This is a genomic window from Halogeometricum sp. S3BR5-2 (genome assembly GCF_031624635.1).
GTDB classification, from domain to species: Archaea; Halobacteriota; Halobacteria; order Halobacteriales; family Haloferacaceae; genus Halogeometricum; species Halogeometricum luteum.
Genome location: NZ_JAMQOQ010000001.1, coordinates 1026898 through 1038940, shown reverse-complemented (window position 1 = coordinate 1038940; position 12043 = coordinate 1026898). Strand labels below are relative to the sequence as shown.

Genomic DNA, 12043 nt, shown 5'->3' with positions numbered 1-12043 from the left:
TGGAAATTGACATACGGCGGTCGAATCACAACCCTTAACCGTAACCCGCGGTTTGGTTGATGTAGCGGGATGGGATAGCCAGGAGATTCCGCCGGGCTCATAACCCGGAGATCGGTAGTTCAAATCTACCTCCCGCTATGGTTTTGCCGAACTCGCGCCCCAAGCGAGGCGTTTCATCGCCGAGCGACGGCCGAGTTCGGCCCCATAGCTCCTCTCCGTCGTTCTTCTTCGTTCTCTCGAAAACGCGCCGAGACCGCTAGCTCCCCGTGAAGTCGATACGCCCGCCCGACGACAGGTCGTGGTCGCCGGACTCGCCGAGGTGTTCGAAGGAGAACGCGTCGTCGGTCAGGTACACTTCGCCGTTCTCGACGGCCACGTCGAACGTCGAGAGGACGGACCCCTCGCAGGGACCGAAGTCGCAGTACCCCGAGTCGCGTTGGAACGTCGCGCCGTGCTTCTGACAGACCAACTCGCCGTTCCTGACGTAGGCGCCCGACCCCTTGTCGAGGCGGACGTCCGTCCAGTGCGGACAGGAGTTCTCGAAGGCGACGACCGTTCCGTCGCCGAGTTTCGTCAGGATGGCCTCCGTCGTCTCCGTGCCCGCACGGACCGTGAAGAGGACGGTGCCGTCCGCGGGGACGTCGTCGGCGGCGATGATTCGACGCTCGTCGTTCATGGGCGGCGTACGGGGCTGGGCGGTTCAAAAGTAGCGGTTCGTGCGAACGGGTCGCGTTTGGGACTCAGTTCAGTCTCGGTTCTTGCCGGCGTAGTGCGCCCGTTCCACGCGCGCGTCGAACAGTCGGGAGAGCAGCGTCGTCACCGGCCCTCCGAGGGACGAAGTCCCTCGTGTCTCCGACCCCGAGGGCTCGGAGACGCCGCCGAGTTCGATGCCGTCCACCGACTCGACGGGGCGCAGTTCCCACGTCGTGTTGGTGACGAACGCCTCGGTCGCGTCCCGCAGGTCGTCGGGGACGAACGCTCCCTCGCGGACGGGGATGCCCTCCTCGCGGGCGATATCGAGCACCTCGGCGCGGGTGACGCCGGGGAGGACGGGACCGTCGAGACTCGGCGTGCAGAGGGCGTCGTCGCGGACGAAGAAGAGGTTGCTCGTCGCGCCCTCGGCCAGATTCCCCTCGCCGTCCAGCATCACCGCTTCGTCCGCCCCGGTGACGCGGAGTTCGAGGCGCGCGAGGATACCGTTCAGGTAGTTGTGCGTCTTCGCGCCCGCGGGAATCGCCCCGTCGGGGACGCGACGCGTCTTCACCGTCTGGAGCGTCGCCGGCCCGTCCCAGACGGGGTCGCCGCCCCGTCCGCCCCGCGGGAGCGGTTTCACCTGCACTACGACGGTCGGTTCCACCTCGGGGTCCGGCGTCAGTTTCCCCGGTTGGACGCCGCGCGTCACGGAGAGTTTGACGTAGGCGTCCGAGAGGTCGTTCGCCCGGAGCGTCTCGTCCACGCGGCGCTTCAGGTCCGCGTCCGAGAGGCCGTGGTCGAGTTCCAGAATCTCGGCACCGTCGGCGAGGCGGTCCGCGTGCGCCTCCCAGCGGAACACGTCGCCGCCGTAGGCCCGGAGGGTTTCGAACAGGGCGTCGCCGTAGGCGAACCCCCGGTCGCGGACGCTCACCGTCGCCTCCGAGGCGGGGACGAGTTCGCCGTTCACGTGGAACAGGAGTTCGCCTTCGTCTCCGTCCTCGTCCCCGCTTCCGGCCGCGGTGCCGTCCTCAGACATCCGCGCCCCCGAACGGGTTCGCGACGCTCGCCGCGAGGCGATTCCGGTTGCCGGTGCGGACGCTCTCGGGGTGCGACTGCGCGCCGACGGTCGGTCGGTCGCGGCGGCGAACGCCCGTCACGGCTCGTCGTCCGCCGTCGGTCCGGTCTGAGAGCGATTCGGGTTCGCGGGCCAGTCGGTCATGCGGTCGGGCGTAGGACACCGGCCGGTAAACGAGTTCGTGATACCGGCGAGTAGAACCAGCGTCCGCGTCGGCGGCGTTACGCGTCGTGGTCGGCCGCGCGGTCGATCCAGCGCTGGACGCGCGTCTCGGAGACCTCTATCTTCTCGGCGAGGTCGGCGGCGTCGGCGGTCGCGAGGTCCTCGACCGTCTCGACGCCGACGTCGGCGAGGCGTTCGGCGTAGGCGGGGCCGATGCCCTTCACGTTGTCGACGGGTTCGGCGTCGTCCGACGCCATCGCTTCCCCCGGTTCGGCGTCGCCGGCCGCGTCCGGTTCGTCCACGTCCTCCTCGACGCTCTCGCCGGGGTCGGTGTCGGCCTCGATGTCCGTGTCCATCTCCTCGGAGGACGGTCCGACGGCCTCGGCGGGTTCGGCGGCCTCGGCGGGTTCGTCGGCGGCGTTCTCGTCGTCGAGGAGCGTCTCCGTCGACGCCGCCGCATCGGCGTCCGAGGCGGCCGTTTCCTCGGCTCCGTCTGACTCGTCGCCGTCGGTGTCCGCTCCGCCGTCGTCTCCGGCGGCCTCCTCGTCGCTTCCGAGGTCCGCTCCCGCGTCCTCGGTCGTGGTGGCGCCGACGGCTTCCGCGGGTTCGGCGGCCTCGGGGGCGTCCCGTTGCTCGTCGACCATCGAGTCGGTCGACGCCGCGGCGTCGGCGTCGGCCGTGGCCGCCTCGTCGGCGTCGTCGGTCTCGGAGGGTTCGGCCTCATCGATGACGCTCTCGGCGTCCTCGTCGCTCTCGACACCCTCGACCGCCTCGGCGGGTTCGCGGCCCGCCTCCTCGTCGACCAGCGTGTCGGTCGAGGCGGACGCCTGCGTCTCCTCGGAGACGGGTTCTTTCACGGCCGACTCCGACTCCGCGTCGACCTCGCTCCGCGTGTCGCGCTCGACCGAGACGCGCGTCTCGCGCCGCGACGAGTCGGTAGAAGGCGTTTCGTCGCGGCCGAGAAGCGACCGCAGCGACGACTTTATCGAGTCGAATATACCCATTGTGTCACCGTATGAACGCCGCTTATTTAAAAATCGTTACCTCCCCATCTGCTCATCCCAGACTCGCTCTGAGGGCGTCGTTCATGGCGTCGACGGGCGCGTCCCGGCCGGTCCACCGCTCGAACGCCTCGACGCCCTGAAACAGCAGCATCCACGCGCCGTCTATCGTCGTCGCGCCGGCGGCGGCCGCCTCCCGGAGCAGGCGCGTCTCTACCGGCGTGTACACCGCGTCGAGGACGGCGAGTCCGTCGTGGAGGCGGTCGGCTGAGACCGGCGTCTCGTCGGACTCCATCCCGACGCTGGTCGCGTTCACGAGGAGGTCCGCGTCCGCCAGTCTGTCCAGCGTGTCCAGTCCGCCGCCGGTGGCGCCCGGCACGTCCGCGGCGAGTTCCGTCGCCCGTTCGGCCGTCCGGTTCGCCACGTGGACCGACGCGCCGGCGTCGGCGAGAGCGAACGACGCGGCCCGTCCCGCCCCGCCGGCCCCGACGACGACGGCGTCCCGACCCTCTAACGGCACGTCGTGGTGCGCGAACGACCGGCGGACGCCGGCGGCGTCGGTGTTGTATCCGCGGGGCGTCCCGTCCCCGAAATCGACGGTGTTCACCGCGCCGATACGGGCGGCGAGTTCGTCCGGTTCGACCAGTTCCAGCATCTCCTGCTTGAACGGAATCGTCACGTTCAGCCCCCTGATTCCGAGGGCGTCGGCGCCCTCGACGGCGGCCCGGAGGTCCTCCGGTGCGGGCTCGAAAGTGACGTACCGCGCGTCCATGCCGAGGCGATCGTACGCCGCCTCGTGCATCGGCGGCGACAGCGAGTGGCCGACGGGGTTACCGAGGAGTCCGAACACCTGCATGGCCGTGGCGTTTCGACGGAAGGGGGATAAGTGCCGCCGAGTCGGCATCCTCTGCGACCCCCCGTCGCCCAAGAACGAAAACGTGCAGAGAAGTCCTTTGAACCCGTATTTCGGAGGTTTCTCCCTCCGCCTGACGGAGAAAGCGCAAGAGATAGGCGTCGGGGTCGTGGTAGCTCACACGATGAGTTCACGCCTCAGCCATCCGCTCACCGCCGTCGGCTTCGCGGTGCTGTTGACGGCTCCGTGGGTCCTCCTCCGGACGACCGATTCGGTCTCCTCCCTGTCGCACATCCTCACCGTCGCCGTCAGCGGTCTGGCGGTGCTCGGCGCGTCGTTCCTCCTCGCGTGGGGTGCCGAGACGGCCGAGAAGGACGTCCCGCGCGCGTTCGCCCTCGCAATCCTCGCCGTCCTCGCCGTCGCCCCCGAGTACGCCGTCGACGCCCTCTACGCCTGGCAGGCGGCCAGCGACCCCGCGAAAGCGAACCTCGCCGTCGCGAACATGACCGGCGCCAACCGCATCCTCATCGGTCTCGGCTGGTCCGGCATCGCCCTGTTCTCGATATACAAAGCCGCCCGCGGCCGCGACGACGACCACGTCGTGCGCCGCGACGGCCGCTTCCGCGACGCCGTCGCTCTCGACCCCAGCATCTCCACCGAGATTCTGTTCCTGTTCGCCGCCACGGTGTACGCCTTCCTCGTTCCGCTGGGGAACGCCATCGACGCCGTCGACTTCTTCGTCCTCGTCGGCCTCTACGTCGCCTACATCGCCATCATCGTCCGCGGCGACGTCGACGAAGAAGAAGAGCAGGTCGGCGTCCCCGCCTACTTCCAAGCGAGGCCGAAACACCTCCGCGTCGCGTCCGTCCTCACCCTGTTCGCCTACGCGGGCTTTCTCATCTTCACCGCCGTCGAACCGTTCGCGTACGGCCTCGAACGACTCGGACTCCAGTTCGGCATCCCGGAGTTCTTCATGATTCAGTGGATTGCGCCGCTGGCTTCCGAGAGCCCCGAACTCATCGTAACCGCCTACCTCGTGAACAAGGCGCGCGCGACGGCGGCGTTCAACGCGCTCATCTCCTCGAAACTGAACCAGTGGACGCTGCTCGTCGGAACGCTCGTCGTCGTCTACAGCATCGCGCTCGGCCGCTACGGCGCCCTGCCGTTCGACCTGAAGCAGGAGGCCGAGATATGGCTCACCGCCGCTCAGAGCTTCTTCGCGCTGACCGTCCTCGTGAACTTCCGGATGAACGTGCGCGAGGCGGTGACCATCCTCGTCCTGTTCGCCTCGCAGGTGGCCATCGAGTTCGCCTTCATCGAACTCTACCCGGCGCAGATGGCCGAGCGGTACTCCATCTACCTGCTGCTCGGGTACTCCGTTCTCTACGTCGTCCTCGGTCTCGGCCTGCTCGTCCGCCGCCGCGACGACCTGCGGCGGCTCTGGACGCTCACGGTGAGGAACGTCCGCGGCGAACCGCTGCCCGAACCCGGTCGGGCGGACTGAGCCGCCACCGGTTCTGACAAGGAGACGAAGCTTTTTCTCGTCGGTCGCCGAGGTTCCGGCCGCATGGAACTCGGAATCGAACGACAAGGGCGGGACCTCCGGCGCGACGGCGCCCTGTTTCTCGTCGGCGTCGCCGGCCTCCTCGTCGCCGAACTCGTCGTCCCGGCCGCGTCGCTCTTCGCCGCCGACGGGGTCGCGCACGGCTTCCTGTTCGGCGCGTCGCTGGGAGTCCTCCTCTCGGGGGTCTTCCGCGCGACGGCCCGACAAGCCCTCTCCTCGACGCTGGCGCTCGCCGTCGGCCTCGCGCTCAGCGCCGCTGTCGACCTCTTCTGAACCCGCGTCGCTCGACCGACCGCTTCGCCGCCTTCGACGCGCTTTAGCGTCCCGACCGGCCAGTCCCTCCCGTGATAGCCGTCGTCGTCAGCCGCGCGGACAGCGCATCGGTCCACGTCGGAGAGCGCCTGCTCGAACTCGGGGAGTGGGACGAGCGGACCGACGATTCGCGCTCCGACGCCGAGGGCGGCGGAACCTACTACGAGACGGAGGGCTTCGAACTCCGCGAGTTCGACGGCCTGCACATCGAACTGGAGGGCGTCGCCGCCGCGTTCTCGGAACCCCCCGAGTTCGTCGCGTTCGTCTCCCGGCACTCCGGCGAGACGGGGCCGCTCCTCACCGCCCACTTCACCGGTAACTTCGGCCCGGCGGAGTACGGCGGCGAGGAGGGGACGTTCGCCCGCGCCTGCCCGAACGCGGGGAAGGCCGTCGTCGAGGCGTTCGACCGTCACGCGCCCGAGGGGTACGGGGTTGGAATCGAGTGCACCCACCACGGCCCGACGGACGTCGGCGCGCCGGCGATGTTCGTCGAACTCGGCAGCGACGAGGACGAGTGGGCGGACCCCGAGGGCGCCCGCGCCGTCGCCCGGTCCGTCCTCGACCTCTCGGGGGTCGACGCCGACCGGGAGCGGCAACTCGTCGGCTTCGGCGGCGGCCACTACGCGCCGCGGTTCGAGCGCATCGTCCGCGAGACGGACTGGGCGGTCGGACACGTCGGCGCCGACTGGCCCCTCGACGCGATGGGTTCCCCCGAGAGCGAGGACAACCGCGAGGTGATACGCCGGGCGTTCGAGGCCTCCGGCGCCGAGTACGCCGTCGTCGACGGCGACCGACCCGCGCTGGTCGAGGCGGTCGAGTCGCTCGGCTACCGCGTCGTCACCGAGACGTGGACGCGGGAGACGGCCGGCGTCTCGCTCGCCCGCCTCGACGAACTCGAAGCGACCCTCTCGTCCGTCGAGGACGGCCTCAGACTCGGCGCCGACGCGAGCGGGGAGGACGGTGCGGACGACGCGGGCGGCGCGACTACCGAGAGCGACCCGGCGCCCGACGACTACGTCGTCGTCTCGCTCCCGGACGACCTGCTCTCCGAGGCGGCCGGCATCGACCTCGACGCGGCCCGCGAGGCCGTCTCCGCGAACGCCGTCGCCTTCGAGACGCGGGAGGGCGGGACGAAGGCGGCGGGGCGGGCCGCCCTCGTCGACGAGGCGCGTTACGACGATATCGTCGACTCGCTGGTCGCGGTCCTCGCGGAGAAGTACGACGAGGTGCGCCGCGAGGAGACGGCCGTCGTCGCCGTCCGCGAGTCGTTCGACGCCGCGGCGGCCGCCGAGTTGGGCGTCCCCGAGGGGCCGGCGTTCGGGAAACTCTCGGCCGGCCGCTCCGTCGAACTCGACGACCGCGAGGTGACGCCCGACGAAGTACTCTCGGAAGAGAAAGTAATCTTCAGAATATAATCGGTTAATACGCTACTAATTCGGCGTCCCGCCCCGTCCGACGGATGTCGGACGCGGAGGGGAAAGATAATTAGGCTCCATTCGGTAAGGATGCTCATAAATGGACTCTATCGTCGACGACGCGATTGATGAGGCCGAGGAGACGGGGGATGGGGGGTCCGTCGACGGGCTCGACAACGACCAGGTGCCCCGGAGCGGCACGATGACCGACGACGAACTGAAGGACGTTCTACAGGACTTACAGACGGACATCACCGTCGTCGGTTGCGGCGGCGCGGGCGGCAACACCGTCAACCGGATGCACGAGGAAGGCATCGAGGGGGCGAAACTCGTCGCCGCCAACACCGACGTCCAACACCTCGTGGAGATAGAGGCCGACACGAAGATTCTCATGGGCGAGCAGAAGACCCAGGGCCGCGGCGCCGGGTCGCTGCCGCAGGTCGGCGAGGAGGCCGCCCTGGAGTCCCAAGAGGAGATTTACGACGCCATCGAGGGCTCCGACATGGTGTTCGTCACCGCCGGCCTCGGCGGCGGCACGGGGACGGGTTCGGCGCCCGTCGTCGCCAAGGCGGCCCGCGAGTGCGGCGCCCTGACCATCGCCATCGTCACCACGCCGTTCACCGCCGAGGGTGAGGTTCGTCGCACGAACGCCGAAGCGGGCCTCGAACGCCTCCGCGACGTGGCCGACACGGTCATCGTCGTCCCGAACGACCGCCTCCTCGACGCGGTGGGCAAACTCCCCGTCCGGCAGGCGTTCAAGGTGTCCGACGAGGTGCTCATGCGCTCTGTGAAGGGAATCACGGAGCTCATCACGAAACCCGGACTCGTCAACCTCGACTTCGCCGACGTGAAGACGGTGATGGAACGCGGCGGCGTCGCCATGATCGGTCTCGGCGAGTCCGACTCCGACTCGAAGGCGCACGACTCCGTCAAGAGCGCGCTCCGGTCGCCGCTGCTCGACGTGGACATCTCCGGCGCCAACTCCGCGCTGGTGAACGTCACCGGCGGCTCCGACATGAGCATCGAGGAGGCCGAGGGCGTCGTCGAGGAGATTTACGACCGCATCGACCCCGACGCGCGCATCATCTGGGGCACCTCCGTCGACGAGGAACTCGACGGGACGATGCGGACGATGATCGTCGTCACCGGCGTCGAGTCGCCGCAGATTTACGGGCGCAGCGACGGCGGCGAGTCCGAGACCCGTTCGGACTCAGAACCGCAGGCGCAGGCGCCCCAGCAGGGACAGGATATCGACTTCGTCGAGTAGTCGAGTCACCGCTTCGCTTCTCTTCTCTCCCCCAACCCCGTCGGCCGCCCGCTCTCCCGCTCCGAACGCCCGGACTCGACGGCTTCCCCTCCTCTCGAGACCCCGGTTGTATCAATAGATAGAAAAAGCCCGCCGTCTAAGCCACGAGCAACATGGACGTCAAGTACGACCTGAACAGTTACGTGCGGGTGCTGAAACTGGCGAGCACCCCCTCGTGGCAGGAGTTCTCCCAGATCGGTCTCATCGCCGGTGCCGGCATCTTCCTCGTCGGCTTCATGGGCTTCGTTATCTTCGCGCTGATGACCTTCCTCCCCGGGGGTGCGTAGGCGTGCCCATCTTCGCCGTAAAGACGACCGCGCGACAGGAGCGAACCGTCGCCGACATGATCGCCAACCGCGAGGAACCGGAAATTCACGCCGTCCTCGCGCCCGACTCGCTCACGAGTTACGTGATGGTCGAGGCGGACAACAACGCGGTCATCAACCGCGTCTTAGAGGAGATTCCGCACGCCCGCGGCCTCGTCGGCGACGGTCAGGCCACCTCCAGCATGGCCGAAGTCGAGCACTTCCTCTCGCCGACGCCCGACGTCGAGGGCATCGCGGAGGGCGACATCGTCGAACTCGTCGCCGGCCCGTTCAAAGGCGAGAAGGCGCGCGTCCAGCGCATCGACGAGACGAAAGACCAGGTGACGGTCGAACTGTACGAGGCGACGGTCCCGATTCCGGTCACGGTCCGCGGAGACCAGATTCGCGTGCTGGATAGCGAGGAGCGCTGAGCGCTCGCTTGGATAGTAGATAACCGCTCGACTCTTCTCCCGTCTCACCGTCCGCCCGCAGCGCCGTCGCCGGCGGACGCTCGCCACCCGCTTACAGCGCGCCCCGACTTTCGAGCGTCTCGACGACCGACCGGAGGTCCATCTCCGACTCGATTTCGTCTTTGACCCGCTCCCGTTCGCGGACGTGCGAGGAGTTCGCGTCGTAGGCGCGGACGAACTCGGCACGGGAGTGCTCCTCGAAGGCGTGGCGGATGGCGAAGTAGCCCTCGGGGACGACGGTTCCGCAGATTCGACACTCGTGACGCTCGTGTTCGACCGTCTGGTGGATGACCGCGTCCGCCGCCGTCTCGAACCGCCCGTCGCACCCGGCGACGCCGCACTTCCACAGGGACATACAGACCCGGACGGATACCGGGGACTAAACCGTTCCGCAGCCCCGACCCCCCGCCTCGACCCGTTCGCGGTCCGGTGACTGCGCGGTGCGGTCGGTCGGGAGATAGTAATCCCTAACCGGGGTGACGCCGGACCGACAGACGTGACCGCTCCGTCCGCCGCCGCGGGCGCGTCCCGCGTCGACATGCACGTGAAGGTGTTGGACGAGCGCGTCGCGTCCCGAGCGAAAGCCCGCGGAATCGACGTGCTGGTGTACGCACCTCACTTCAAACGCCTCCCCGACATCCGAGCGAGAGCCGAGGCGTTCTCCGACGACGAACTCCTGGTCGTCCCCGGCCGGGAGGTGTTCGCCGGCACGTGGCGGCGTCGCCGCCACCTCCTCGCCGTCGGTCTCTCCGACCCGGTGCCGGACTTCATCACCCTCGAAGCCGCCTTCGCCGCCGCCGCCCGACAGGACGCCGCCGTCCTCGTTCCCCACCCCGGTTTCCTCAACGTCAGCTTCGGCCGCGAGGACGTGCGCGCGCACGCGGACGAGATTCACGCCGTGGAGACGTACAACGGGAAACTGTTCCCCTCGCAGAACCGCCTCGGCCGCGAACTCGCCGCCGAGTTCGACGTCCCCGGATTCGGGTCGTCGTACGCGCACCTCCGCGGGAGCGTCGGCGAGGTGTGGACGGCGTTCGACCGCGATATCGACTCCGAGGCGGAACTCGTCGCCGCCCTCCGAGAGGGCGCCCCGCGGCGCGTCCTGCACCGTTCGGGCGTCGGCCACCGCCTGCGCTCGGCGGCGGAGTTCGCCCACCTCGGCGTCGAGAACTCGTGGGGGAAACTGGACCGACTGCTCCTCTCCGGGATGGAACCGACCCACCCCGACCACGTCGCCTACGGCGGGAAATTCGACGACGTGCGCGCGTACCGACCCGTCGACTGCCGACTCACGCGGTCCGCCCCTGCTCGCGGCCGACGACCAGATAGAGAACGATGACGATACCGGCGCCGATGAGCGACCCGGCCAGTCCGCCGATGAGCGTCGCCACCGTCCAGAGCAGTCGGTGCGGATTGTCGTTCTTCCCCGCGTCGTAGTGGACGAATATCGCGGGCGCGACCCCGAGGACGAAGCCGAGGAGGAAGATGACGAGCAGTTCGGGACCGCCGGGAATCCCCGGGAACAGCGGCGTCGGTCCGAGCGCGCGAACGGCCGACGAATGTAGGAGGGTCAACACGACCCCGCGTTCGGATTCTCGTTATTTGTCAGTACCGATTCGTTACCAACAGCTCACAGCCCCAACAGCACCGCCGCCTCCGAGAGCGGCGTGTCCAAGGCGAACACGTAGTAGTGGACGACGGCGAGGGCGACGAGTTCGACTGCCGTCACGACGACGGTCACCGTCGTCGCCCACTTGCTCGACGTGGCGACGCCCGTCGGCAGGTCGTACTCCCGCGGGGAGAGGGGGTAGAACAGCGCGATACCGCGCTTGGAGCCGACGACGTCGAGGACGTAGTGCGTCGCCACGCCCACCCAGACGAACTGGAGGTTGCCGAAGACGTACGGGAAGGCGACGAAGAGGGCGAGTACGGGGAGGTTGTGCAGCGTCTTGCGGTGCCTGCCGAACGCCGTGTCCACGTCCGGGAACAGGGCGCCGAGGATTATCGGCAGCGACAACTCGGCGACTCGCGTCGCCGCCGTGAGCGCCAGCGCCGACGGCGTCTCCTCGACGAGTGGGCCGGCCGTCGGGTCCACGGCGAGGATGACGCCCAACCCCACCGCCAACAGCGCGCCGTTCAGGACGTGGCCGTCTTTGTTCATCGAGTGACTGTCCGGCACCGAATAATACAAGCGTTGTGCCACGCCGCGAATCGTCAGACGGGCGTCCGACGCGGGCGGCCGGCCGTCGGCGTCGCTGTTCTGCTCTCGCTTCTCTTCTCTCTTCTTCTCAGACGCGCCGCGACCGGACGGCCGTCTCCACCGTTTTCAGGGCGGCGCGGGCGAACCGCTCTTTCACTTGCAATCTATTCCCGTCGAACTCGTGTCTCGCCGCCGTGGTGTAGGAGTCGCCGCTGCCCCACTCGCCGCGGTAGGCGACGCCGACGTACACCGTCCCGACGGGTTTCTCGTCGGTGCCGCCGGACGGGCCGGCGACGCCCGTCGTCGCCACGCCCCAGTCGGTGCCGGCGGTGTCGCGGACGCCGGCGGCCATCTCGCGGGCGACGGGGTCGGAGACGGCGCCGTGTTCGTCCAGCGACTCCCGCGAGACGGCCAGTTCGGTCAGCTTCGCCCCGTAGGAGTAGGTGACGACCGAGCGGTCGAAGTAGTCCGACGACCCCGGCACGTCCGTTATCAAAGAGCCGACGAGGCCGCCGGTGCAGGACTCCGCGACGGCCAGCGTCTCGTCGGCGTCCCGGAGGATGTCGCCGAGGCGTTCTTCCACGGGCGGGTCGTCCGCGAACTCGCGCATGGACGCTGAGACGAGGGGGGGAGTGAAAAGTCGTCCTGCCGACGGCGAAAGAGCCACCTCCCCCGCGTCCGAGACGA

The 12043-nt window shown here is 68.7% G+C and carries 15 protein-coding genes, 1 tRNA gene and 1 pseudogene; 8 read left to right on the top strand and 9 right to left on the bottom strand.

Annotated elements, in window-relative coordinates; genetic code table 11:
* The first annotated feature begins 63 nt into the window (after window positions 1-63).
* Window positions 64-138 (top strand) — tRNA-Met (locus tag NDI79_RS05405).
* A gap of 118 nt (window positions 139-256) precedes the next feature.
* Here the strand turns inward: NDI79_RS05405 and NDI79_RS05400 are convergent.
* The 5 genes from NDI79_RS05400 to NDI79_RS05380 all read right to left on the bottom strand — a co-directional run bounded on the left by NDI79_RS05400 (window position 257) and on the right by NDI79_RS05380 (window position 3787).
* Window positions 257-676 carry a Rieske (2Fe-2S) protein gene (locus tag NDI79_RS05400; RefSeq protein WP_310927415.1) on the bottom strand — a complete coding sequence of 140 codons (420 nt, stop codon included), beginning with the start codon at window positions 674-676 and terminating at the stop codon, window positions 257-259.
* A 69-nt stretch (window positions 677-745) separates the two neighbouring features.
* A complete protein-coding gene (locus NDI79_RS05395; protein ID WP_310927414.1) occupies window positions 746-1729 on the bottom strand; it encodes an aminotransferase class IV in 984 nt (327 codons plus the stop codon).
* Window positions 1722-1850, bottom strand: a complete 129-nt coding sequence (locus NDI79_RS05390) for a hypothetical protein (protein WP_310927413.1) — start codon at window positions 1848-1850, stop codon at window positions 1722-1724. The genes NDI79_RS05395 and NDI79_RS05390 overlap by 8 nt, the downstream gene beginning before the upstream one ends.
* A 139-nt stretch (window positions 1851-1989) precedes the next feature.
* Window positions 1990-2934 carry a helix-hairpin-helix domain-containing protein gene (locus NDI79_RS05385; protein WP_310927412.1) on the bottom strand — a complete coding sequence of 315 codons (945 nt, stop codon included), beginning with the start codon at window positions 2932-2934 and terminating at the stop codon, window positions 1990-1992.
* Window positions 2935-2986: 52 nt separating this feature from the next.
* The gene (locus tag NDI79_RS05380; RefSeq protein ID WP_310927410.1) at window positions 2987-3787 is read right to left on the bottom strand and encodes a shikimate dehydrogenase; all 801 of its coding nucleotides are present in this window, start codon (window positions 3785-3787) and stop codon (window positions 2987-2989) included.
* A 181-nt stretch (window positions 3788-3968) separates the two neighbouring features.
* On the opposite strand from NDI79_RS05380, the gene NDI79_RS05375 reads away from it, so the two are divergent.
* The 6 genes from NDI79_RS05375 (at window position 3969) to NDI79_RS05350 (ending at window position 9117) form a co-directional block, all read left to right on the top strand.
* Entirely contained in the window at window positions 3969-5288 is a 1320-nt protein-coding gene (locus tag NDI79_RS05375) for a sodium:calcium antiporter (protein ID WP_310927409.1), read from the top strand.
* Between the two features lie 63 nt (window positions 5289-5351).
* Window positions 5352-5621, top strand: coding sequence for a hypothetical protein (locus tag NDI79_RS05370; RefSeq protein ID WP_310927408.1), 270 nt, complete (start codon window positions 5352-5354; stop codon window positions 5619-5621).
* Window positions 5622-5692: 71 nt separating this feature from the next.
* On the top strand, window positions 5693-7075 hold the full coding sequence (locus NDI79_RS05365) for a D-aminoacyl-tRNA deacylase (protein WP_310927407.1): 1383 nt from the start codon (window positions 5693-5695) through the stop codon (window positions 7073-7075).
* Window positions 7076-7175: 100 nt separating this feature from the next.
* Window positions 7176-8342, top strand: coding sequence for a cell division protein FtsZ (gene ftsZ, locus NDI79_RS05360; RefSeq protein ID WP_310927406.1), 1167 nt, complete (start codon window positions 7176-7178; stop codon window positions 8340-8342).
* Between the two features lie 152 nt (window positions 8343-8494).
* Window positions 8495-8668, top strand: coding sequence for a protein translocase SEC61 complex subunit gamma (locus tag NDI79_RS05355; RefSeq protein ID WP_008389097.1), 174 nt, complete (start codon window positions 8495-8497; stop codon window positions 8666-8668).
* A 2-nt stretch (window positions 8669-8670) separates the two neighbouring features.
* Window positions 8671-9117 carry a transcription elongation factor Spt5 gene (locus tag NDI79_RS05350; protein ID WP_310927405.1) on the top strand — a complete coding sequence of 149 codons (447 nt, stop codon included), beginning with the start codon at window positions 8671-8673 and terminating at the stop codon, window positions 9115-9117.
* Between the two features lie 91 nt (window positions 9118-9208).
* On the opposite strand, the gene NDI79_RS05345 is transcribed toward NDI79_RS05350, so the two are convergent.
* Window positions 9209-9511 (bottom strand): DUF7565 family protein, encoded by a 303-nt coding sequence (locus NDI79_RS05345; protein ID WP_310927404.1) that lies wholly within the window; start codon window positions 9509-9511, stop codon window positions 9209-9211.
* Window positions 9512-9694: 183 nt separating this feature from the next.
* Here NDI79_RS05345 and NDI79_RS05340 point away from each other — a divergent pair.
* Window positions 9695-10426: pseudogene (locus NDI79_RS05340) on the top strand (PHP-associated domain-containing protein); the annotation flags it as partial.
* A gap of 19 nt (window positions 10427-10445) precedes the next feature.
* Here NDI79_RS05340 and NDI79_RS05335 read toward each other — a convergent pair.
* The 3 genes from NDI79_RS05335 to NDI79_RS05325 form a co-directional block, all read right to left on the bottom strand.
* On the bottom strand, window positions 10446-10730 hold the full coding sequence (locus NDI79_RS05335) for a hypothetical protein (protein WP_310927403.1): 285 nt from the start codon (window positions 10728-10730) through the stop codon (window positions 10446-10448).
* Window positions 10731-10786: 56 nt separating this feature from the next.
* The gene (locus NDI79_RS05330; RefSeq protein ID WP_310927401.1) at window positions 10787-11317 is read right to left on the bottom strand and encodes a metal-dependent hydrolase; all 531 of its coding nucleotides are present in this window, start codon (window positions 11315-11317) and stop codon (window positions 10787-10789) included.
* Between the two features lie 127 nt (window positions 11318-11444).
* On the bottom strand, window positions 11445-11966 hold the full coding sequence (locus NDI79_RS05325) for a CinA family protein (protein WP_310927400.1): 522 nt from the start codon (window positions 11964-11966) through the stop codon (window positions 11445-11447).
* Window positions 11967-12043 lie beyond the last annotated feature (77 nt).